The 21,024-nt window shown below is 71.6% G+C and carries 21 protein-coding genes; 7 read left to right on the top strand and 14 right to left on the bottom strand.

Annotated elements, in window-relative coordinates; genetic code table 11:
• The first annotated feature begins 5 nt into the window (after positions 1–5).
• Positions 6–326, top strand: coding sequence for a MerR family transcriptional regulator (locus tag ACIBPB_RS02915; RefSeq protein ID WP_396837905.1), 321 nt, complete (start codon positions 6–8; stop codon positions 324–326).
• A gap of 78 nt (positions 327–404) precedes the next feature.
• On the opposite strand, the gene ACIBPB_RS02910 is transcribed toward ACIBPB_RS02915, so the two are convergent.
• A complete protein-coding gene (locus ACIBPB_RS02910; protein ID WP_396837904.1) occupies positions 405–827 on the bottom strand; it encodes an ATP-binding protein in 423 nt (140 codons plus the stop codon).
• Positions 828–1,028: 201 nt separating this feature from the next.
• Between ACIBPB_RS02910 and ACIBPB_RS02905 the strand changes: the two genes are divergently transcribed.
• A complete protein-coding gene (locus ACIBPB_RS02905) occupies positions 1,029–1,394 on the top strand; it encodes an STAS domain-containing protein (protein ID WP_396837903.1) in 366 nt (121 codons plus the stop codon).
• Here ACIBPB_RS02905 and ACIBPB_RS02900 read toward each other — a convergent pair whose 3' ends face one another.
• A complete protein-coding gene (locus tag ACIBPB_RS02900) occupies positions 1,395–2,651 on the bottom strand; it encodes a PP2C family protein-serine/threonine phosphatase (RefSeq protein WP_396837902.1) in 1,257 nt (418 codons plus the stop codon).
• A 152-nt stretch (positions 2,652–2,803) separates the two neighbouring features.
• On the opposite strand from ACIBPB_RS02900, the gene ACIBPB_RS02895 reads away from it, so the two are divergent.
• Positions 2,804–4,159 carry an alpha/beta hydrolase family protein gene (locus ACIBPB_RS02895; protein WP_396837901.1) on the top strand — a complete coding sequence of 452 codons (1,356 nt, stop codon included), beginning with the start codon at positions 2,804–2,806 and terminating at the stop codon, positions 4,157–4,159.
• Between the two features lie 83 nt (positions 4,160–4,242).
• Here the strand turns inward: ACIBPB_RS02895 and ACIBPB_RS02890 are convergent, their stop codons facing one another.
• From ACIBPB_RS02890 to ACIBPB_RS02865, 6 genes are all read right to left on the bottom strand, one after another.
• Positions 4,243–4,887, bottom strand: a complete 645-nt coding sequence (locus tag ACIBPB_RS02890) for a LuxR C-terminal-related transcriptional regulator (RefSeq protein WP_396837900.1) — start codon at positions 4,885–4,887, stop codon at positions 4,243–4,245.
• Between the two features lie 14 nt (positions 4,888–4,901).
• The gene (locus tag ACIBPB_RS02885) at positions 4,902–6,227 is read right to left on the bottom strand and encodes a sensor histidine kinase (RefSeq protein ID WP_396837899.1); all 1,326 of its coding nucleotides are present in this window, start codon (positions 6,225–6,227) and stop codon (positions 4,902–4,904) included.
• A 17-nt stretch (positions 6,228–6,244) separates the two neighbouring features.
• Entirely contained in the window at positions 6,245–7,015 is a 771-nt protein-coding gene (locus tag ACIBPB_RS02880; protein ID WP_396837898.1) for an ABC transporter permease, read from the bottom strand.
• The gene (locus ACIBPB_RS02875) at positions 7,012–7,737 is read right to left on the bottom strand and encodes an ABC transporter ATP-binding protein (RefSeq protein WP_396837897.1); all 726 of its coding nucleotides are present in this window, start codon (positions 7,735–7,737) and stop codon (positions 7,012–7,014) included. Before ACIBPB_RS02875 ends, ACIBPB_RS02880 begins: the two co-directional genes overlap by 4 nt.
• Positions 7,738–7,854: 117 nt before the next feature.
• Complete coding sequence (locus ACIBPB_RS02870; RefSeq protein WP_396837896.1) at positions 7,855–8,523, bottom strand: response regulator; 669 nt, start codon at positions 8,521–8,523, stop codon at positions 7,855–7,857.
• Positions 8,520–9,677, bottom strand: a complete 1,158-nt coding sequence (locus ACIBPB_RS02865) for a sensor histidine kinase (protein ID WP_396837895.1) — start codon at positions 9,675–9,677, stop codon at positions 8,520–8,522. The genes ACIBPB_RS02870 and ACIBPB_RS02865 overlap by 4 nt, the downstream gene beginning before the upstream one ends.
• A gap of 169 nt (positions 9,678–9,846) precedes the next feature.
• Here ACIBPB_RS02865 and ACIBPB_RS02860 point away from each other — a divergent pair, with 169 nt between their 5' ends.
• Together ACIBPB_RS02860 and ACIBPB_RS02855 are read left to right on the top strand one after the other, a co-directional pair.
• Positions 9,847–10,620: an ABC transporter ATP-binding protein gene (locus ACIBPB_RS02860; protein WP_396837894.1), complete on the top strand. Its 774-nt coding sequence runs from the start codon at positions 9,847–9,849 to the stop codon at positions 10,618–10,620.
• Positions 10,614–13,043 carry an FtsX-like permease family protein gene (locus ACIBPB_RS02855; RefSeq protein WP_396837893.1) on the top strand — a complete coding sequence of 810 codons (2,430 nt, stop codon included), beginning with the start codon at positions 10,614–10,616 and terminating at the stop codon, positions 13,041–13,043. Before ACIBPB_RS02860 ends, ACIBPB_RS02855 begins: the two co-directional genes overlap by 7 nt.
• Before the next feature lie 244 nt (positions 13,044–13,287).
• On the opposite strand, the gene ACIBPB_RS02850 is transcribed toward ACIBPB_RS02855, so the two are convergent.
• Entirely contained in the window at positions 13,288–14,532 is a 1,245-nt protein-coding gene (locus tag ACIBPB_RS02850; RefSeq protein WP_396837892.1) for an RNA polymerase sigma factor, read from the bottom strand.
• Entirely contained in the window at positions 14,529–14,891 is a 363-nt protein-coding gene (locus tag ACIBPB_RS02845) for a YciI family protein (protein ID WP_396837891.1), read from the bottom strand. Before ACIBPB_RS02845 ends, ACIBPB_RS02850 begins: the two co-directional genes overlap by 4 nt.
• A 171-nt stretch (positions 14,892–15,062) precedes the next feature.
• Here ACIBPB_RS02845 and ACIBPB_RS02840 point away from each other — a divergent pair, with 171 nt between their 5' ends.
• Entirely contained in the window at positions 15,063–15,521 is a 459-nt protein-coding gene (locus ACIBPB_RS02840) for a DUF6069 family protein (protein WP_396837890.1), read from the top strand.
• Positions 15,522–15,765: 244 nt separating this feature from the next.
• Here the strand turns inward: ACIBPB_RS02840 and ACIBPB_RS02835 are convergent, their stop codons facing one another.
• The gene (locus tag ACIBPB_RS02835) at positions 15,766–16,758 is read right to left on the bottom strand and encodes an aldo/keto reductase (protein WP_396837889.1); all 993 of its coding nucleotides are present in this window, start codon (positions 16,756–16,758) and stop codon (positions 15,766–15,768) included.
• Complete coding sequence (locus ACIBPB_RS02830) at positions 16,755–16,997, bottom strand: VOC family protein (RefSeq protein WP_396837888.1); 243 nt, start codon at positions 16,995–16,997, stop codon at positions 16,755–16,757. Before ACIBPB_RS02830 ends, ACIBPB_RS02835 begins: the two co-directional genes overlap by 4 nt.
• 63 nt (positions 16,998–17,060) lie before the next feature.
• On the opposite strand from ACIBPB_RS02830, the gene ACIBPB_RS02825 reads away from it, so the two are divergent.
• The gene (locus ACIBPB_RS02825) at positions 17,061–17,678 is read left to right on the top strand and encodes a TetR/AcrR family transcriptional regulator (protein WP_396837887.1); all 618 of its coding nucleotides are present in this window, start codon (positions 17,061–17,063) and stop codon (positions 17,676–17,678) included.
• Positions 17,679–17,765: 87 nt separating this feature from the next.
• Here ACIBPB_RS02825 and ACIBPB_RS02820 read toward each other — a convergent pair whose 3' ends face one another.
• Both ACIBPB_RS02820 and ACIBPB_RS02815 read right to left on the bottom strand, forming a co-directional pair.
• Complete coding sequence (locus ACIBPB_RS02820) at positions 17,766–19,502, bottom strand: cellulose binding domain-containing protein (protein ID WP_396837886.1); 1,737 nt, start codon at positions 19,500–19,502, stop codon at positions 17,766–17,768.
• A 30-nt stretch (positions 19,503–19,532) separates the two neighbouring features.
• Positions 19,533–20,960 (bottom strand): non-reducing end alpha-L-arabinofuranosidase family hydrolase, encoded by a 1,428-nt coding sequence (locus tag ACIBPB_RS02815; protein ID WP_396837885.1) that lies wholly within the window; start codon positions 20,958–20,960, stop codon positions 19,533–19,535.
• Between the last annotated feature and the right edge of the window lie 64 nt (positions 20,961–21,024).

Raw genomic sequence — 21,024 nt, 5'->3', positions numbered from 1 at the left:
GTGACATGGGGCAGAACCCCGATGACATGTTCGGCGATGAGAACTACCCGGCCTACACGATCGGCCAGGCCGCGGAGATGCTCGACACCACGCAGGACTTCCTGCGCCGCCTCGACGAGGCGAAACTGATCAACCCGCACCGCTCCGCCGGTGGGCACCGCCGCTACTCCCGCTACCAGCTGCGCCTGGCGGCCCGGGCCCGGGAGATGGTCGACCAGGGCACCGCCCTGGAAGCCGCCTGCCGGATCATCATCCTCGAAGACCAACTCGAGGAAGCCCTGCGGCAGAACCAGAACCAGCAGTACGGCACGGGGCAGCGCGACTGACCGGACGGCCCGAGGCGCCGCTCATCGGCCGGCCGTCGTGCCCGGGCGCCGCAGCTGCGTCCTGCGACCAGCAGCCGGTCATCGGTCCGATGGCGGTGGGGTGCCGGTGAGGTGTTTGGTGATGCGTAGCAGCACGTGGTCCGGTGGCCCGGCGACGAAGGCGGCGGTGTCGGCGAGCGCGGCGATCAGGGGCAGGCCGCGGCCGCCGACGGTGAGCGGAGCGGGGAGTTCGGCGTCGAGTCCAGCGCCGTCGGGGGTACTGCCGCGGTTGCCGACCTCGAGTAGGCAGACGTCGCCGTCGATGTCGATGGTGATGTCGACGGCGCTGTCGGGATCGCCGTGCAGCACCGCGTTGGCGCACGCCTCGGTGATCAGCACGGCGAGGTGGCCACGGCAGTCCTCGGCGGCGTCGGTGAGGCTCAGCAGGGTGGTGAGTACACGGCGGGCGCGGGTCACCGAGGACGGTTGACCCGGGAGTGACAGGGTCATGCTCACCCGCATTACGTAGTTCCTTCCCGGATCGTGCCTGACCCATCGGAGAACTGCGTCATCCGGAGGCGCGATGCTCCGGTGGCGATCAGCCCGACCCGGGGTTTGCGGAGGTGGAACGGTCAGTGTGCCGGCTCGACGTACGCCGTCCGACGGCGGTCCACCTGCCGGCAGAATAGGGTAGGCGGGACCATCGGCGTGGGGGAGGATGTTGTGGATCTGCTGCTGTCGGTCCGACCCGGCCGGGGTTGCACCGTGGTCGAGGTGCGCGGCGAACTGGACATGGCGACCTCCCCGCAGTTGCGCGAGCACCTGCAACGGTTGGTCGACGCCGGTGACCGGCAGGTGGTGATGGACCTGGCCGGGGTGCGCTTCATGGACTCCAGCGGGCTGGGCGCGCTGGTGGTGGCCTTCAAGGCGTTGCGGGACGTCGGCGGCCGGTTGTGCCTCGCCGCGGTGCAGCCCGCTGTGCGCAGCGTCCTGACGGTCACGTCGGTGGACCGCGTGATCCAGGTCTACGACAGTGTGCCGGCGGCCGAAGCCGATGTGCCGTCCACGGACCACGCGACGGGCCGGTAGTCAGCCGGGCAGCGCGCTGCTGGCACGCCCCTGGTCGGCGCCGGCGCTGGTCCGCCGGTCCTCGCTGTGGCCGCCGTGCCAGTCGAGGATGAACAGGGTGGCGTCATCGGCCAGAGTCGGTCCGCTGACCTCGAGTACGGCGTCGGCCAACGCCCGGACAGCCTCGCGCGGATGCAGATCGGTGATCGACCGCAACAAGGTCGGTAGATCCAGCGTGGCCGCGTTGCGCTCCCGCATGCCGTCGGTGACCACCACCAGACGGTCGCCCGGTCGCAGCGTGATCTCGCCGGCGCGGTGTTCGACGCCGGTGAACATGCCCAGCGGGAAGTTGGCCGGTAGCGGCAGCGTCCGGGTGTCTCCGTCGCGTACCAGCATCGGCGGCACGTGCCCGGCGTTGAGCAGCGCGCAGACGCCGGTGCGCAGGTCGAGACGGCCGAGGACCGCGGTGATGTAGTTGCCGGCCACGGTGGCGTGTTCGGCCACATCGGCGTTCGCGGCCTCGGCCTGCTCCACCAGGCCCACCCCGCGGCGGCGGCTGTTGCGCAGGCTGCCCACGCCCAGGGTGGCGGTCAGCGCGCTGGCCACCCCGTGGCCCATCGCGTCGGTGACGCTGAAGTGCAGGACGTCACGGGCGAGGCTGTAGTCGAAGGTGTCCCCGCCGATACTCGCGGCGGGCTCCAGCCAGCCGGACAGGGTGAACGCGCTGGCCTCACACGTGAACGAGGCGGGCAGCAGGCGGCGCTGGATCTCCCCGGACAGGGTGAACGGAGTGGTGCGTTGACCCCACTCGAAGAGGTCGGTGTACCGCCGGTTGGCGATCACCACGAACGCCAGCACGTGCCCCGTGCGGGTGATCTCCTCCAGCGCCTGCGGGTCCGGCTCGTCCGGCAGGATCATCTCGAGCAGGCCGATCGCCTCACCCCGGTCGGTCACCGGCGCCAACACCGTCCACGCGCCAGGCTGCGCGATCACCTGCACCCGCTGGGTGCGTAACGCCTGCTCGGCGGGGCCGCCGTCGAACGGCATCACCGTGGCGACCTCATCACCGCCCCGGCGTCCCGCACCCGTGCCGTCAAACGGCACGTGGGCCAACCGGACCAGCGCCCGGCCGCTGAGGTCCGCGATCAAGAACGCGACGGCACGTGCCCGGAGCGTCACGCCGAGTTCCCGGGTGACCGCCTCGACCGCCTCGACCGGCGAGGCGTTCTCTGCCGCATCCAACATCTGCGCCATGATCCGCCCTTGACTGCTCTGCACCGTCCGAGCCTACGAGAGCCGACTGGCCGGGCGGAACGCCCCACGTCGCGTGCCCGTGCCGAGAAGAGGTACGCCGCGGGGGTTATCCCCGGCACGAAAGTGGGTGGAAGCTGCCTTCTGCCGAGCTAGGTCGCGCTCATAGCGTGAGGTCGATGAAGGGCAGCCGCAGGCGCAGCCCTGGTTTCCTGAGGAGTCGCTCAATGGCCGGAAGATTGGGCACCGCCCTGTTCGCTTCGTTGATGGTCGGCTGTGTGACGGTCGCTTCCGCGGCACCCTCGTCCGCCGCTGGCAATGTCGCACCGCAGGCCCAGCAGCGGTCCGACGAGCCCGCTCGGTTGCGACTGCCGGCACCGACCGGGCCCTACCAAGTGGGGACCGTCGACCTGCATCTGATCGACCGCTCCCGCACCGACCCGTGGTCGGCGACCCCGGTCCACCGTGAGCTGATGGTCAGCCTCTGGTATCCGGCCACGGACGTCGGCCGCTTCCCGCGGGCGCCCCACATGCGGCCCGGAGCGGCGGCCCACTTCGGCAGCGCCGCCGGCGTCGGCGCCAGCCTGTACGGCATACCGGCGGGCTCGGTGGACTTCGCCGCCACCCGGACCAGCGGCCACCAAGGTGCGCCGGTGGCGCGACGCGAGCGGCCGTTCCCGCTGGTGTTGTACTCAGCCGGTGCCGGCGACCCGCGGACCTGGGGCACCACGCTGGTGCAGGACCTGGCCAGCCGCGGATACGTGGTGGCGACCATCGATCACACCTACGAGGCTTCCGAGGTGGAGTTCCCGGACGGCCGCGTCGTCGGCACCGTGCTGCCGGAGGCGTTCGGGCGGGCGGACCAGCCCGACGAGTTCCAGAGACTGGCGGCCACGGTGTTCGACACCCGGATCGCGGACATCCGCTTCGTGCTCGATCAGCTGGGGGCACTCGACCGGGGCACGAACCCGGACGCGGCGGGTCGGCCGCTTCCCAGGGACATCGCCGGCGCCCTGGATCTCGACCGGGCGGGCATGTTCGGCGTCTCCGCCGGCGGGCTGACCGCCTTGCAGGCCATGAGCGACGACTCCCGGATCAGGGCCGCGGTCGACATGGGCGGCAGCATCGAGTCGCCGATCATCCCCGACCCCCTCCAGCTGTGGCCGGTGGCGCGGCGCGGCCTGGACCGGCCGTTCATGTTCATGGGCGACCCCGGCACCGACCACCACCAGACGCCGTCCTGGCGGATGCTGTGGAACAACAGCACCGGCTGGCACGTCGACCTGCGGCTCGACGGCGCGAAGAGCGAGGACTCCTACAAGGACATCGTGCCGCTGCTCCCGCAGATCGCCCGGCAGCTCGGCCTTCCCGACAGCTTCGTCGCCGAGACCATCGGCGACATCGAGCCGACCCACGCCGTCCGGATCGAGGAGACGCTGATCGCCGCCTTCTTCGACAGGTGGCTACGCGGCCGGAACGGCCACGTGCTGGACGGTCCGTCACCACGACTGCGCGACGTCACCTTCGTCCGCTGACCGTGAACTGTTCCCGCCGGCCGGCAGCCACTTCGGCTACCGGCCGGCGAGCAGGCCCGACGATGGCGCCGGGTCGCGTGCGATCACCCGCCGAGATAGCGGAGAACGGCCAGCACCCGGCGGTTGTCGCCGTCCGAGGACGGCAGCCCGAGCTTCGCGAAGATGTTCGCCACGTGCTTCTCCACCACCCCGGGAGTGATGACGAGAGCCGCCGCTATCCCCGCGTTGGACCGGCCCTCGGCCATCAACGAGAGCACCTCACGCTCCCGTGGGGTCAGCGACGCCAGCCCGACCCTGTCCCGCCCGGCCCGCATCAGGTGGCCGACCACCTCCGGATCCAGCGCGGTGCCGCCGGCCGCCACCCGGGTCAGCGCCTCCACGAAGTCGGCGACGTCGGCGACGCGGTCCTTGAGCAGGTAACCGACGCCGCTGGGCCGGTCGGCGAGCAGGCGGGTCGCGTAGCGGGTCTCCACGTACTGCGAGAACAACAGCACACCGACCCCGGGCCAGTCGCGACGGATGTCTATCGCGGCGCGTAGCCCCTCGTCGGTGTGCGTGGGCGGCATCCGGATGTCGACCACGGCCACGTCCGGCACGGCGGCGGCGACCGCGGAGCGCAGGGTGTCCGCGTCGGCCACCGCCGCGCACACCTCGAAGCCGCGGTCGGTGAGCAGCCGGACCAGTCCTTCGCGCATCATCGCGGCGTCCTCCGCGATCACCACCCGCATGCCGTCGCCTCCGTTCACACCTGTGTGGGCAGCTCGATCTCGACCCGGGTCGGACCGCCGGCCGGGCTGTGCACGCGCATCCGCCCCTCCACGACCGCGATCCGACGGGCCAGGCCGGTCAGGCCGGGGCCGTCCGGGTTCGCCCCGCCGACGCCGTCGTCCGTGACCCGCAGCCTCAGGCGTCGACCGGATCCGAGGACATCAAGCCCGACCCTGGTCGCGCGGCTGTGCTTGGCCGCGTTCGCGAGCAGTTCGGCGGCGCAGAAGTAGGTGATGGTTTCGATGGCCGGTGCCGGACGGTCGGTCAACTCGACGGTCACCGCGACCGGGAGCGCGCTGCCGGTCGCCAGGGTTGCCAGCGCGTCGCCGAGGCCGTTGTCGAGGACCGGCGGGTGGATGCCGCGTACCAGGTCGCGCAGGTCGGCGAGGGCGTCCTTCGCGCCGCGGTGGGCGAGCGCGACCAGTTCGCGGGCCTGCGCGAGGTCGGGTGGCGGGCCGTCGGCGCCGAGCTTCTCGGTCGCCATGCCGAGGTTCATCGCCAGCGTGGCCAGCCGGATCTGCGCGCCGTCGTGCAGGTCCCGTTCCAGCCGGCGCATCATCGTGGCCGCGTCGTCGATGGCCCGGGCTCGGCTGGCCTGGAGTTCGCGTACCCGCTCGGCGAGTCGGCGCGGGCCCAGCAGCCACCGAATCGCCGCCGCGTCCGCCGTCGTGCCGGCCCGCATCACCCACGGCGCCACCAGCAACATGGCGAGACCGGCCGTGGCGACGAGGAACGTGCCGGCGAACGTCCGCGCGCCGATCGCGCCGAACGGGGTCAGTGCCCACACCGGCCCGAGGCGCGTGCCGGGCGGGTGGTTGCGGAACAGCGGCCACCACAGCGGGTAACTGAGGTTGACCGGACCGAACAGGTAGCAGAACACGCCGTAGCCCTGCGGGATCGCCAGTGGCACCTTGAGCAGGCCGTAGCCGACGGCCCGCCAGCCCGGCCCATCGGCGACCAGCGCACCCACCCGCCGCGAGGGTCGCGGTGGTGGGGCTGCCACGTGCACGTCGAGCAGCCGGGACGCGAGCCGGCGATGGACGGCTCCCATCGCGCGCCCGATCGGAGCGGCCAGCACCACCAGGAGCGCCACGGTGAGCGGGAACAGCACCAGGAACAGCGGCGCGACGGCCGGGGCGGGCTCCCGGGACGTGGCGCCGGTCGCCCAGAGGATGAGGGCGCCCAGGGCAGGCAGGAGCGCCGGTACGGCCAGGACCGCGGCTGCGCTGAGCACACCGGCCACGCAGAACACGGCCTGGCGCAGGGCCGATGTAGTGAACGGAGCGCGCAGCGCGGTCATCGGCCCATTGTCGTCGGTCACGCGTCGCGGAAGCGGAGCAGCATGCCGCCGCACAGGATCGCCACCGCCGCGTACCCACCCATCAGCAGCACGCTGAGCCACCCGGCGAACAGCCCGGGTACGGGCGAGGTCACCGCGACCGAGTTGAGCAGCATCAGCAGCGGCACGAAGCGTCCGACCACGATGCCGCTCTCGCCGAACAACCCGACCACGACCATGGGAACGAACATCAGACCGAACAGCGTGCCGATCGCGGCGCCCGAGTGCCGCACCACCGCCCCGATACCCACCCCGATCAGCGCGGTGGCGGCCAGATACCCGCCGGTCAGCAGGACCGCCCGCAAGACCGCCAGGTCCCCGAGGGAAGCGGCCGGGATGGCGGTGCCGCGGATCGCGAACTGCCCGCCCAGATAGCCGGCGAGGCTTCCCACCACGCCGACGGCGAGAGCTGCGCCACCGCACACCGCTGCCTTCGCCGCCAGGACGGTCCGCCGCCGCGGTACGGCGGCGAACGTCGACCGAATCTGTCCGGTGCCGTACTCGCCGGTCACCATCAGGACGCCGAGCGCGCCCAGGAGCAGTTGGGCCAGGATGGCACCGCTGAGGCTGTTGTTCAGGATCTGGGCGGCGGTAGCGGCCGGCAGGTGGGACCGGTAGCCGAGTCCCACCCCGGCCCCTGCCGCCGCCATCGAGACCACCGTGGCGGTCGCCAGCCACCACGTCGACCGGACGCTACGCAGTTTGATCCATTCCATCCGGGCCACCAGCCGGAATCCGTAGCCGTTCATGTCACTTCCGTTCCGCGGTAGTCGGTGGTCTGCGAGGTGAGCCGGAAGAACGCGTCCTCCAGGGTGTCGTGCCGGCCAGCGAGTTCGGCAACGGTGGTCTCGGCCAGCAGCCGGCCCCGGCCGATCACCACGAGCCGGTCCGCCGTCAGTGCCATCTCGGTGATCAGATGGCTGGACACGAGCACCGTCCGCCCCTCGACGGCCAGCGCGCGCAGCAGGTCCCGGATCCAGCGGATGCCCTCCGGGTCCAGCCCGTTGACCGGCTCGTCGAGCAGGAGGACGCCCGGGTCACCGAGCAGCGCCACCGCGACGCCGAGCCGCTGGCGCATGCCCAGCGAGTACGTGCCGGCGCGCCGCTTCGCCGCGTCGGACAGGCCCACGACGCGCAGCACCTGCTCGACCCGGGAGCGGGGGATGTCATTGCTCGCGGCAAGTGCGGCCAGGTGCGCGTGGCCGCTGCGACCGGGATGGAACGCCCCGGCGTCGAGGAGCGCGCCGACCGATCTCAACGGCCAACTCAGGCTCGCGTACGGCACCCCGCCGATCAGTGCCTCACCACGGTCCGGGACGTCCAGGCCGAGGATCATTCGCATCGTCGTCGACTTGCCGGACCCGTTCGGGCCGAGAAAGCCGGTCACCACCCCCGGCTGGATCTGGACGCTCAGCCCGTCCACGGCGACCCGGCCCCCATAGCTCTTGGTCAACTCCCGTAGTTCGATCACAAGATCGACGTTAGGCAACACCGGCCGCGGCCAGAAGCCGGCAACCATCCGGCTCCGCCCGGTGGTTTTCCCCCAGCAGACCTGAGCGGCACGGGCCGCGTGGGGAGGGTGATCCGCTCAGCGATGGCCGCCCGGTCCGACCAGGCCCGTTTCGTAAGCGACGATGACCAGTTGTGCCCGGTCACGTACCGTCAGCTTGGTCAGCAACCGCCCGACGTGGGTCTTCACGGTGGCCAGGCTGAGACCGAGGTGCTCCGCCAACTCCGCGTTGGACAGGCCCCGGCCGATCAGCATGAGCACTTCCCGTTCCCGCTCGGTCACCCCCTCCAGCCGTCGCGGCAGCGGCCGGGCCGGCTCGGGCCGACGAGCGAACTCGTCGATCAGCCGGCGGGTCACCGTCGGTGCGAGCAGCCCCTCGCCGGCGGCCACCACCCGGATGCCGGCCAGCAGGTTCGCCGGCGAGGTGTCCTTGAGCAGGAACCCGCTGGCTCCGGCGCGCAGTGCCCCGTAGACGTATTCATCCAGGTCGAACGTGGTCAGGATGACGACCCGGGTGCTGGCCGTGGCGGGGTCGCCACAGATCCGCCGGGTCGCCTCGATGCCGTCCATCTCTGGCATCCGCACGTCCATCAGCACCACGTCCGGCTGGTGCTCGGCGGTCAGCGCCACGGCCTCCACACCGGTGCCCGCCTCGCCGACCGTGGTGAGGCCCGGCGTCGAATCCACCAACAGCCGGAAGCTGCCGCGCAGCAGCGCCTGGTCGTCGGCGATCAGCACCCGGATCACGCGGCCACCCGGTAGGGCACACTGGCCGTCACCGCGTAGCCGCCGCCGGAGCGTGGCCCGGCGTGGAACTCACCGCCGTGCAACGTCACCCGTTCCCGCATGCCGATCAGCCCGTGTCCCTGCCCACCGGACAGCACAGGCCGGCGGCCGTCGTCGGTCACTTCGACCCTGACCTCGCGAGGCGTGACGGTCACCGTCGCCCGGCAGGCCGCCGGCGCCGCGTGTTTCACCACGTTGGTCACCGCCTCCTGCACGATCCGGTAGACCGTCAGTCCCACCGACTCCGGCACCGCGCCGGCCGGTTCCTCCCGCCGTACGTCGAGCCGAACATCCACACCGCCGATCGCCGCCTGCCGGGCGAGCCCGGGCAACTCGTCCAGCCCGGGCGTCGGAGCGTACGGGATGTCCTCGCGCAGTACGCCGAGCACCCGGCGTACATCGGTCAGCGCGGTGCGGCCGGTCTCCTCGATCACCCGCAGTGCGGCTCCCGCCTCGCCGGGTTCGATCTCGGCGACGTGGTTGGCGACTGCCGCCTTCACCACGATGAGGCTCAAGGTGTGGGCGACCACGTCGTGCAGTTCCCTCGCCACCCGTAACCGCTCCTCGGCGACGGCTTGCCGGACCACATGCTCGCCCTGCAGGGCGGCGAGGGCGCGTCGCTCACGGACCAACCAGCCGATCACCCAGGCAGGCGCGATCATGACGGCGGCGTAGACGACGGCACCGGTCCGCGTCCACAGATCACCAGCGGTCAGCGCCAGCGCGACGCTCACCAGAGCGAGACAACCGGCGGCACTGAGCAGCGACCTGCGGGTGGCCGTCGACGCGGCCACCGTGTAGAAGGACAGACCGACGGCGACCGCCGGCGCGGCGGCGGCGAAGTTGGGGACCACGCCGGTGACCAGGGCCGCTGCGGTGCTGCCGCTGATCACGACGGCGACGGGGACCGGCCACCGTCGCCGGACGGCCAACGGCAGCCCGAGAGACATCCCGACGAGCACGGACACCCAGAGCGGCTCGCGTACGCCACCGTGCAGCGGCGATTCCAGGGCCGCATACGGGCAGAGCAGCCCGCCGACCGCCACGGCGAGCACGGCGTCCACGATGTACAGGTCCACCGGCCGCAGCCGCCGGGTCAGCAGGGGAGCGGTCACCCGCACGACGGTATCGGCCGGCCGGGTCCGACGCGTCCACCCGCGGGCGGTCATCCCGGAGGACGACGTACCGGCGACTCCGGCCCTTCGCCTCCACCCGGCGGAGGGCCGGAAAGTGTCCACGGCGGCACGACGCGCGGCACCCCGCACACCGGGCACCGTGGCGGCCATGACCACACACACGGTGACCCTGACCGGGCTACGCGCGGTGTACGGCACCGGGACCCGGCGGGTGACGGCGCTCGACGGCGTGACGACCGGCTTCGCGAGCGGCACGTTCACGGCGGTGATGGGCCCCTCGGGTTCGGGCAAGTCCACCCTGCTGCACTGCGCGGCGGGGCTGGACCGCCCGGCCGAGGGGACCGTCACGATCGACGGCGCCCGCCTCGACGACCTGAGTGAGGACGAGCTGACCCGGCTACGCCGCGATCGGATCGGGTTCGTGTTCCAGGCGTTCAACCTGGTGTCCACGCTGACCGCGGCGCAGAACGTCGAGTTGCCGCTGCGCCTGGCCGGCCGCCGCCCGCCGGCCCGGGACGTCGCCGCTGCGCTCGACGCGGTGAGGTTGGCTGACCGGGCCGGGCACCGGCCGAGTGAGCTGTCCGGCGGCGAGCAGCAGCGCGTCGCCGTGGCCCGGGCGTTGATCACCCGCCCGGCGGTGGTCTTCGCCGACGAGCCGACCGGGGCGCTGGACAGCGCGGCGTCCCGACAGGTGCTCCGGCTGCTGCGCGCACTCGTCGACGACCAGGGGCAGACCGTCGTGATGGTGACCCACGATCCCGCCGCCGCCGCGTACGCCGATCGGGTCCTGCTGCTCGCCGACGGCCGCATCGTCGATGAGCTGGACGGCGAGATCATCGCGGCGGTGGTCGCCGCCCGGATCGCCGAGCGTGCGGCCCGCCCGTCCGAGCACGCGGCGACGCCTGCGGGGCCGGCGTGTTGAGCATCCGGCGGTCGGTCAGCGCGTTCGTCGCCGTGGCCATCGGGGTCACGCTGGTCGCGGCGGCCACCCTGCTCCTCGCCTCCGGACGCCCGCAGGTGCCGGATCGGCTCGCGCGGGCGGCGGTCGTGGTGCAGAGCCCGGAAGCGGGCGCATCGGCCGACTCGTTCGTGCCGACGCGGCCCTGGTCCGCCACCACGACGGCAGGGCTCGTCGGCCGGCTGGCCGCCCTGCCCGGTGTCGCGTCGGCCGTGCCGGACCGGACCTTCTACGCGCAGCCGCTCGTCGACGGTCGACCCGCGGGCACCGATGACCGGCGGGAGGACACCCACCAGGGGCACGGCTGGTCCAGCGCCCGACTCGGGGGACTGCGCCTCACGGCCGGCGAGCCGCCCCGCAGGTCCGGCGAGGTGGTCGTGGACCGTGCGCTCGGGCTGCGTCTCGGCATGCCGGTCACCCTGCTGACGGCGGCGGGCCCGGAGTCGTACACCGTCACCGGTCTGGTCGACGGGCCCGGCGTCCATGTCGCTGACGAGGTGGCCGCCACGCTCGCGCCCGGCGTCCGGGCCATCGGGCTGGTGCTCGCGGCGGGCGCCGACCTCGAGCGGGTCGCCACGGCGGCTCGCGGCATCGTCGGCGCGGACGGATCGGTTCTGACCGGCGACGCGCGTGGCGCGCTGGAGCCCCGCAACGACGCCCGCACCCGCTGGATCGGCATGCAGGTGCTCACCGCCACGGCGGCCCTCGCCGGCTTCGTCACGGTGTTCGTGGTCGCCTCCACCTTCGCGTTCACCGTCGCCCAGCGCCGCCGTGAGCTGGGCCTGCTGCGCGCCGTCGGCGCCACCGGGCGTCAGGTCCGCCGCATGGTGTACGGCGAGGCGCTGGTCGTCGGCGCCGCAGGCGGGATCGTCGGCCTGCTGGTGGGCGGAGGGCTCGCGCCGCTGCTGGGTCGGCTTCTTGTCGACGCCGGCTTCGAACCGTCGACCTTCCGGGTCGGGTACGAGCACTGGCCGGTCGCGCTCTCGCTCGTCGCCGGGCCGGTGATCTCGCTGCTGGCCGTCTGGTCGGCCTCGCGCCGGGCGGCGCGGGTCCGACCGTTGGAGGCGTTGCGCGATGCCGCGGTGGAGCAGCGGCCGATCGGGCGGCTGCGCATCGCCACCGGCACGCTGCTCGTCGCGGTGGGGGTCGCTCTCAGCGTCGGGACGGCGACCGCCGGCGAGGCCCGTGTCGCGGCGCAGTACGCCCTGTACGCGGTGATGGCGCTGGTGGCCGGTGCCACCGTGCTGGCTCCGGCGGTCGTCGGCCCGTTGGTGCGGATGGTGCGGTGGCCGGTGCGCCGGCAGGGTGGCGCGATCGGGATGCTGGTTCGGGCCGGGGCGTTGACCGCGACCCGGCGGACCGCTTCGATCGCCGCCCCGGTGCTGCTCACTGTCGCGTTCGCGGTGCTGGTCGCCGGAATGGTGCGGACCACCACGGCTGCCTACGCGGCGGGCCGGGCCGACAACGTCAACGCCGGCTGGATCGTCGTGCCCGACCGCGCACCAGGCCTGTCGGACCAGGCCGTAGCGGCGACCGGGGGCACCGCCCTCCTCCCGACGACGGTCTTCGAGAGCGACCCGAACTCGCCGCCGGAGAACCGGCCACTGACCGCGCTCGGCGTGGATCCGGCGGGCTTCGCCGCCGCGAACCGGGCGCTCACGGTCGTCGCCGGCGCACTGGACGACCTGAGCGGTGACGACGCGGTGGTCCTTCCCGCCTCGGCGAACCGGCGGCCGGCCGAGCCGTACGCGCTGGTCTTCGCCGACGGAGAGTCGGTGTCGCTGCGCGTCGTCGCCGTCGTCACCGACGACTCGATCCCCGGCGACCTGCTACTGCCCCGATCCGTGGTGCGGGCACACGACCCCTCGGCGCTCACCTCCACGGTGTACGTCCAGGACCGGATCGATCCGCCGATCGGAGCACGGATCGTCGACGTGTCCGAGTGGGCGGCCGAGGCGGACCGCGCCGAGGATCGCCTCGTCTGGCTCTTCACGCTGCTACTGATCGGTGTCTCGGCCGGCTATGGAGCTGTCGCCGTGGCGAACACGTTGCTGATGGCCGCCGCCGGGCGGGTGGCCGACCTGCGGCTGATCCGGTTGGCCGGCGCGACCCGACGGCAGGTCATCTGGCTGGTCACGGCCGAGTCCGCCCTGGTGGTGCTGATCGGTGCACTGCTCGGAGGGGCTGTCGCGTTCGTCGGTCTGCTGAGCATCCGGGCCGGCCTCGCCGAGCAGGCCGGCGTACCGGTCGATCTGGTGGTGCCGTGGTCCGTGGTCGGCGGGGTCGTGGGGCTCTGCCTGCTCCTGGCGGTGCTGGCGAGCGCGCTGCCGACCTGGCGGTCACTGCGCCACCGTCCCGCGCGGTCTCCCGTCGGCACCGCGGGGTGACCCGTACCACCGCCGCCCCAGGTGACGGTCGGGCCGCTACCGCCCACGGACGCGATCCGTGCCCTCGGCGCAGCCGATCATCGCCCGTCCCGCTGGAAGCCGACACGGGCACGCCACGACACCTCAAACGCTGTCGGCGGCAGCTGCGGATGTTCTTGAGCGGACCGAGCTTGGCAATTTCACAGCAGGTTATCGGCGCAACGGCTGACCGGCCTCGGTTCATCATTCCGAGTGTGGGATGCCGTTATGATCCGAGTCGCGTGGCGCGAATGGTGAGGTGGCGGCGCTCTGGCAGGCTGGTGGCGCGTCGGGCGGCCTCGCGGTAGTCGGCTGCGGCAGCGGCGTGCTCGCCTGCCAGTTCGAGCAGATGGGCGCGGGTCGCGAGGAAGCGGTGGTGGCGCACCAGCCGGTTGTCGGATTCCAGTGCTGCCAGCAGAACCAGCCCTGCTGACGGGCCGTGCACCATGGCGACGGCGACGGCACGGTTGAGCGTGACCATCGGACTCGGCGCGAGCTGCTCCAGCAGGTCGTACAGGGCGAGGATCTGCGGCCAGTCGGTCGCGTCCATGTGCGCGGCCTCGTCGTGGACCGCGGCGATGGCCGCCTGCACCTGGTAGGGGCCCACCGGGCCCCGGGCCAGCGCCTCGGTGACGAGTGCGACCCCGTCGCCGATGAGCTTCGGGTCCCAGGTGCTGCGGTCCTGCTCGGCGAGCGGGACCAGTGCCCCGTCCGGTGTCGTGCGGGCGGGTCGCCGCGCCTCGGTGAGCAGCATCAGGGCCAGCAGCCCGGCCACCTCACTGTCGTCGGGGAGCAGCCGGCGCAGCCAGGTGGTGAGCCGGATCGCCTCGTCGGACAGCTGAGGTGCGGTGAGGTCCGGGCCGGTGGTAGCGGTGTAGCCCTCGTTGAAGAGCAGGTACAGAACGTGCAGCACGGCGCGCAGCCGCTCGGCGCGTTCCGGTCCTTCGGGCATCGCGAAGGTCGTACCGCTGGCTCTGATGCTTTGTTTTGCCCTGCTGATGCGTTGCGCCATGGTCGCCTCCGGGACCAGGAACGCGGCAGCGATCTGCGCGGTGGTGAGGCCGCCGACCGCGCGCAGGGTCAACGCGATCTGGCTGGGCGGCGACAGCGCCGGATGGCAGCACAGGAACAGCAGGGTCAGTGAGTCGTCGCGGTCGGCGCCCCGATCGGCGTCCGCCGGCCGGCCCAGCAGCTCCGATTGCGGGGTCGCGGCGACGATCGCGTCCTCGCGCCGCCGACGGGCCTGGTGGCTGCGCACCTCGTCGAGCAACCGGTGAGACGCAACGGTGACCAGCCAGCCGCGTGGGTTGTCCGGAATGCCTTCGGCCGGCCACCGCATCGCGGCCCGAACAAGCGCCTCCTGCGTCGCGTCCTCGCACGTGTCGAACTGCCCGTACCGGCGAACCAACGCGCCGAGGACCTGCGGCGCCAGCTCGCGCAGCAGGTCCTCGACGCCCCTGTCAGGAATCACAGGTCGGCGGCCGCCTCGTGCAGGACCGGCCACACCTCGACCGGCTCGACGTCCGCCCACGGCATGTCCGCGGCGATCTCGTACGCCCGCTGCTCGTTCTCGCAGTCCAGCAGATAGAAGCTGGCGAGGTACTCCTTCGTCTCCAGGTACGGCCCGTCGGTGACCGCCGGAGCGCCGTCCGTGCGCCGCACCAGCCGCGCCGCCGCGGCGTCGGCCAGGCCGTACGCGCCCAGCAGTTCGCCCGTCCCCTGGTACTTCTTGTTGAACGCGTCCTGCTTGGCGATCGCCTCAGGCCAGGTCTCCGCCGGGATCGAGCTCCACTTCTCCTGATTGCCGTAGATCATCAGCATGTACTTCATCAGAGTCGTCCTTCCGGTCCGCGCACCATGCCGGCGCTGTCACCTCACGAACGGAGCCGGCACGCCGCCCTCGACATCCGTACCAGAGATTTTTCTCCGCCGGCGATGTCGAGCCCGACGCCACCGCTCCGTCCATCTGGCGAAGGCAACCCAGACCGAGGGAGAACCATCATGGGCACCACGACAGTCCCATCCACCGACGTCCTCACCACCAGGCCGGTGTGGCTGGTCAGCGCGCTGGCCGGACTGGCCGCAGCCATCGCGACCGAACTCTACGGCCTGGCGGCCCGCACGGTAGGCGTGGCGATGGAGGCCGGCAACATCGGTGCCTCCGTCTCCGGGCCGATCACCATCGGCATGTTCGCCATGGGCACGGCAATCGCGGTGTTCTGGGGCACGATCCTCGCGGTGCTTCTCGCCCGGTACGCCCGCCGCCCGGCGCGCACCTACCTGTGGACCACCATCGCACTGACCGCGGTGTCCATGGCCGGGCCGGTCCTCGCCGGTGCGACCGCGGCCTCGACCAAGCTGATGCTCGCCCTGGCACACATCCTCGCCGCGGCGATCGTCATCCCCATCGTCACCCGCCGGCTCAGTCACGCCCCCGGCCGGGTCGATAGGGCGTTGTAAACGCTGGTCGACCCAGCCGAACGGCAACTGGACTGAGATGAGATCCCCGCGGCCGCCGCTGGCAGACCCGGAACCGTATCGAACGTCCGCTCATCGGGATGATGTGCCCGACCCGCTGAGCCGCCAACGCCCGACCAGCGGCATGGCCGGCCGCTGGCTGGTTGAGCGCTCGTGATGACGGCGCATGCCCGTGTCGATCGCGGCAGGCCCGAATGCTTCCGTCGCCGGCCCGGCGCCGCCGTGGTCACGCGGCGGCGCCGAGCACCCACTGTCTGGTCTCGGCGATGAAGTCGGCCGGGAAGCCGAGACTGAACCCGGTCGCCGTCTCCAGCCGCAGGACCAGTTCCGGTGGCAGCGTGACCGCGGTGCAGCCCAGGTTGTCCTGCAGCTGGTCGACGGTACGCGCACCGATGATCGGCAGCACGCCGCTGCGTTGGCGGGTCCACGCGAGGGCCACCTGCGCCGGGGTGACGCTCAGCTCACCGGCGACCTCCTGCACGACCCGGGCCACACTGAGGTCGTGGTCACCGATCGCGTCCCGGCTCAGCCGCGTCCTCTGGTCGGGTGGGCCGGCGTTGTACTTGCCAGACAGCACGCCGCCGCCGAGCGGGCTCCAGGCCGTCACGGTCATGCCGTACGCCTCGGCCATGGGCAACAGCTCCCGCTCGGCGTCGCGGTTGATGAGGCTGTACGGCACCTGGAGGCCGGCGAACGGGGTCCAGCCGCGCCACTCGGCCAGCGTGTTCGCGCGGGAGACCACCCAGGCAGGAGTATCCGACACCCCGACATAGAGCACCTTGCCGGCGGTGACCGCGTCGTCGAGCGCCCGCATGGTCTCGTCGATGGGCGTGCGCCGGTCCCAGATGTGCACCCAGTAGACGTCGACGTGGTCGGTGCGCAGCCGGCGCAGGCTGGTCTCCAACGACAGCCTGAGGTTCTTGCGGTGGTTGCCGCCGCCGTTGGGGTCGGCCGGGTCACGGGTCACCGTGTACTTCGTGGCCACGACGAACCGGTCGCGCCGCCCGGCGAGCAACTCGCCCAGCATCTCCTCGCTGGCGCCACCGCGGTAGTTGATGGCGGTGTCCACGACGTTGCCGCCGGCCTCGGCGTAGGCGTCGAGGATGCGCCGGCACTCCTCGATCGGCGCACCGACGCCACCCTGTTCACCGAACGTCATCGCGCCGAGCACCAACTCGGACACCCGCAGACCGGTCCGCCCGAACGTCGTGTACCTCATCCGAACATCGCCGCCGCGTGCTCGGCCAGCTCGTCGGCGGGGACGTGGCGCAGGTGTCGGTCGACCGCCCAGCGGTGCCCGGACGGGTCGAGGAACTGCGCGGTACGGTCGCCCCGGAACGCATCGCGCGGCGGCGCGAACGCGGTGGCCCCGGAGGCAATCGCCGGAGCGTAGACGGCGTCGACATCGGGCACGGCGTCGGGATCATTCACGACGAGATGGACGGCTATCTGTGTCATGACTTCACCATACGACTTGTCTGGTCACGGCGTCCAGACGGCTTATGGGGTACGCTGCGGCATGTGACGGCCCGACGCGATGAACCCCAGCAGAGCCGCGCCGACCTGCGCGAACGTATCTTGGACGCGCTTCGAGAGCTGCTACGAGAGCGCACCTTCGACACGCTCAGCGTGGCCGACATCATTACCGCCGCAGGAGTCTCCCGGGCGAGCTTCTACTTCTATTTCGCAGGTAAGCAGGCGGTGCTGGCCGAGCTGGTGCGTCGCGCGGTCGGCGCCGGCCACGAGGCCGCCCAGCCGTGGGTGCAGGCGAAGGCCGATCCGCGCGAGACGCTGCGAGCGGGCATCGACGCCGGTGCCGGGCTGTGGCTCGCCAATGCCGCCGTGCTGCGGGCAATCGTGGAGAGCTGGGCGTCCGACCCGCAGCTGCGCAAGCTGTGGCTGGACCAGATGGCGACGTTCACCGACGCCGCGATCGCGCGGATCGAGGCCGATCGCCGGGCCGACCCCGCCGTCGCGGCCCGGCTTGACGCTGTTGACGTCCATGCGCTCGCCGCATCGCTGACCTGGACCGGCGAGCGGCTCTACTACCTGGCGGCGTGCGGAGTGTCGCCGTTCGACGACCGGGCGGTGCTGGTCGACACCCTGACCCACCTGTGGGTGTCCGCGCTGTACGACTAGCGCGTCACCACGACCAGGATCCGGTGGCGGACGCGACGAGGCGGGGGCGGCCGATCCGGCCGCCCCCGCACGTGTCTCCGTCGCCGGTCAGAGGGTGAGCACGACGGTGGAGATGCTCCGCGCGCCGACGTTCACCGAGACCTGGTTGCCGTTCACGCCGACCGGCTGGCTCGCCGCGCTGGCGTTCTGCGACGTGGCCACGTACTCGGCCCGGCTGACGTTCTGCGGCGCCTGGATGATCGCGTTGTTCACCGCGCTGGTGGACCGGTTCAGGATCACCAGCGTGACCTTCCCATCCCCCTGGTAGGCGGTCACCTCCAACGGGGACGCCTTGGAGCTCTTGGTCAGGCCGACCCGCTGGTAGCCGGGCCGCACGTACTTCGCGTACTGCGAGAACGCGTAGCCGCGCTTGAGCGGCGCGCCCGCCACCGTGCCGTACGCGGACTCGCCGTCACCGATGAACGAGTAGTAGCGCTTGCCGTACCACCACACGTACGCGCTCCAGTTCGACTCCATCGACTTGTGCACGGTGCGCATGATGTCGTCGAGCGTCTCGTTCCAGACCGTGGCGTTGGCCGGGTTGCCCCAGATGTTGGAGCCGCTGCCGTCGGCCGCGTGCAGGTTCCACTCGGTCATCCACACCGGCTTGTTGTACTGCTGCGCCAGCGGGTACGGCTTCAGCCGGCCGGCCGCCTCGGTGCCGTACAGGTGCCCGCCGATGTAGCCGATGTTGTTGCGGGCGGCCGAGTCGTTGAGGGTCGGGTCGGTGTAGCTGTAGTTCAGGTTCACCGCCTCGGCGACCATCAGCTTGGTGTTCTGCACCTTGGCGCCCTGCTCCCGGACGAAGGTCTGCAGCTCGGTGCCGCTCCAGTCCATCGAGTCGTAGTCCGGGTGCCAGTCCGGCTCGTTCTGCACCGACGTGACGTCGATCGTCACGCCCTGGTTGCGCATGTACTGGACGTAGCTGTTGAGGTGGTTGGCGTAGTCGTCGTAGTAGTCGGTGCGCAGCTTGCCGCCGTTGGTCCGGCTGTTGTTCGTCTTCCAGGCCGCCGGGGCGGTCCACGGCGACGCCATGATCTTCACGTTCGACCCGTACGACTTCGCCGTCTTCAGCGCGCTGACCTGGGTACCCCACTCGCTGGACACCGGCGAGATGCCGGTGCGCACGATGGACAACCCGAGCTGGTTGGGGCCGAGGCCGACGAGCGTCTGTGTCTCGGCGGTCGACCAGGCGCCGCCCCAGATCGACACGGCGGCGCCGAACCCGTCGATCGTCTGGTAGCGGCTGGCGGTGTCGACGGTGATGTCCGCCGGCCCGGTGGGCGGCGGGGTGCTGGGTGAGGTGGTCGGCGAACTCGTCGGGGAGGTCGACGGCGACGTGGTCGGCGACGTGGTCGGCGTCGTGGTGCCGCCGGTGCAGGTCACCCCGTTGAGCGCGAAGCTCGTCGGCGCGGGGTTGCTGCTGGTCCAGGACCCGTTGAAGCCGAACGACGTGGTGCCGTTCGTGGGGAGGGACCCGTTGTAGTCGACGTTGCGGGCGGTCACCGCGGCCCCGCTCTGGGTCACGGTGGCGTTCCACGCCTGGGTGACGGTCTGGCCGGCGGCGTAGGACCAGGTGAGCGTCCAGCCGTTGACCGGGTCACCGAGGTTGGTGACGGTGACGTTCGCGCCGAAGCCGCCCTGCCACTGCGACGGCACGTCGTAGGTGACCGCGCAGCCGGCGGCCGCCGCACCGGCCGGCAGCGCCGCGGCCACCGCGGTCGACGCCAGCAGGACGGCCCCGGCCGACAACACCGCGGTACGGGTCGTCTGGTGCCTTCTCATCGGATCTCTCTCTCTTCTCGATCGGCCGGCTCAGCGTTGGAGGGTGAGGAGTCCGGGTCGGTAGGGCAGGAGGCCGTAGTCGCCGCCGGAGCTGGGGGAACGGCCCTGGTAGAGCAGTTGGAGATTGCAGGGGTCGACCGTGAAGGTCTGGTCGGCGGTGGTGCGGATCAACTCGCCGTGGCTGATGTCGTTGGTCCAGGTGGCGCCGCTGTTGGCTTTGCCGGCGAACGGGTTGGACTCCGTGGCGGCCTGCGGGGTCCAGGAGCCGTTCAGGCTGGTGGCGGTGAAGGACCGGAAGTAGCGGCCCTGGGAGCCGATGGCCTCGACGAGCATCAGGTAGCGGGTCTGGCCCTGGAGTTTGTAGACCTGGACGGCTTCGAACAGGTTGTTCGTCGAGTCGGACATGATGGTGGTGTAGTTCGAGCCGAAGCTGCCGGGGAAGTTGCCCAGGGGCATGCTGGAGCGGTAGATCTTGCCGTTGTCACCGGCGAAGAACAGGTACATGTTCTGGTCGTCGGCGATCAGGGTCTGGTCGATCGGGCCGGTGCCGGAACCGGAGATGCTGCCGGTGAACAGCGTCTGCGCCGCGCCCCACCCGTTGGGGTTGGTGGGGTCGGTGGAGGTGCGGTAGGAGAACGCGGTCGGTCCCCACTGGTAGGCCAGCACCCAGATGTTGCGCGGCGCGAAGTAGAACAGGGTCGGCGCGACGGTGCCGGAGGACATCGCGTTCTGGCTGGCAGAGGCCATCTCCGACCAGTTGGTGAACAGACCGAAGTTCATCGACCCCCACCGCGTGCCGGTGTCGTGGGTGGTGGCGTAGACCAGGTGCCGGCCGCTGTACGGCACCACGGTGAAGTCCTTCAACGACACCCACCCCGACCGCGGCTGCGCCAACGCACCGGTCGACGACCACCGGTACGACGACGGCAGACTGCACGTATTGCCCGGCGGCGGTGTGGTGGGCGGCGCAGTGGTCGGCGGCGCCGTGGTGGGTGGCGCGGTGGTGGGTGCGCCGGTCGGGCCGCCGGTCGGCGTGGTGGTGCCGCCCGTGCAGGTCACCCCGTTGAGCGCGAAGCTGCTCGGCACCGGGTTGCTGCTGGTCCAGGAGCCGTTGAAACCGAACGATGTGGTGCCGTTGGTCGGGATGGACCCGTTGTAGTCGACGTTGCGCGCGGTGACCGCGGACCCGCTCTGGGTCAGGCTCGTGTTCCACGACTGGGTGACCGTCTGCCCCGCGCCGAACGACCACGTCAGCGTCCAGCTCGACACCGGGTCGCCCAGGTTGGTGATGGTGACGTTGGCGCCGAAGCCGCCCTGCCACTCCGACGAGATCGCGTAGTTGACCGAGCATCCCGCGGCGGCGGCCCCGGCGGGCAGCGCCACGGCGACGGTCCCCGACACCAGTAGCGCGGCGCCTGCCGAGGCCAATAGGGCATTGGCCGGCCTGGATCTGGACATAGAGTGACCTCCTGCGGGGGCAGCGGCTCTGACATTGACGGTGGGCGATCGTTTTGTGAACGTT

Origin of the sequence: Micromonospora sp. NPDC049836 (assembly GCF_044465125.1) — a bacterium.
GTDB lineage: Bacteria > Actinomycetota > Actinomycetes > Mycobacteriales > Micromonosporaceae > Micromonospora.
This window is presented reverse-complemented; position numbering and strand designations above follow the sequence as displayed.

Bases quoted from the DNA above. Each gene is read 5' to 3' on its own strand.
- ACIBPB_RS02885 (WP_396837899.1), bottom strand. From the start codon at position 6,227: ATGACCGCGCTGCGCGCTCCGTTCACTACATCGGCCCTGCGCCAGGCC.
- ACIBPB_RS02910 (WP_396837904.1), bottom strand. From the start codon at position 827: ATGCGGGTGAGCATGACCCTGTCACTCCCGGGTCAACCGTCCTCGGTG.
- ACIBPB_RS02835 (WP_396837889.1), bottom strand. From the start codon at position 16,758: ATGAGGTACACGACGTTCGGGCGGACCGGTCTGCGGGTGTCCGAGTTG.
- ACIBPB_RS02845 (WP_396837891.1), bottom strand. From the start codon at position 14,891: ATGAAGTACATGCTGATGATCTACGGCAATCAGGAGAAGTGGAGCTCG.
- ACIBPB_RS02820 (WP_396837886.1), bottom strand. From the start codon at position 19,502: ATGAGAAGGCACCAGACGACCCGTACCGCGGTGTTGTCGGCCGGGGCC.
- ACIBPB_RS02815 (WP_396837885.1), bottom strand. From the start codon at position 20,960: ATGTCCAGATCCAGGCCGGCCAATGCCCTATTGGCCTCGGCAGGCGCC.
- ACIBPB_RS02840 (WP_396837890.1), top strand. From the start codon at position 15,063: ATGGGCACCACGACAGTCCCATCCACCGACGTCCTCACCACCAGGCCG.
- ACIBPB_RS02880 (WP_396837898.1), bottom strand. From the start codon at position 7,015: ATGAACGGCTACGGATTCCGGCTGGTGGCCCGGATGGAATGGATCAAA.
- ACIBPB_RS02860 (WP_396837894.1), top strand. From the start codon at position 9,847: ATGACCACACACACGGTGACCCTGACCGGGCTACGCGCGGTGTACGGC.
- ACIBPB_RS02895 (WP_396837901.1), top strand. From the start codon at position 2,804: ATGAAGGGCAGCCGCAGGCGCAGCCCTGGTTTCCTGAGGAGTCGCTCA.
- ACIBPB_RS02830 (WP_396837888.1), bottom strand. From the start codon at position 16,997: ATGACACAGATAGCCGTCCATCTCGTCGTGAATGATCCCGACGCCGTG.
- ACIBPB_RS02890 (WP_396837900.1), bottom strand. From the start codon at position 4,887: ATGCGGGTGGTGATCGCGGAGGACGCCGCGATGATGCGCGAAGGACTG.
- ACIBPB_RS02915 (WP_396837905.1), top strand. From the start codon at position 6: ATGGGGCAGAACCCCGATGACATGTTCGGCGATGAGAACTACCCGGCC.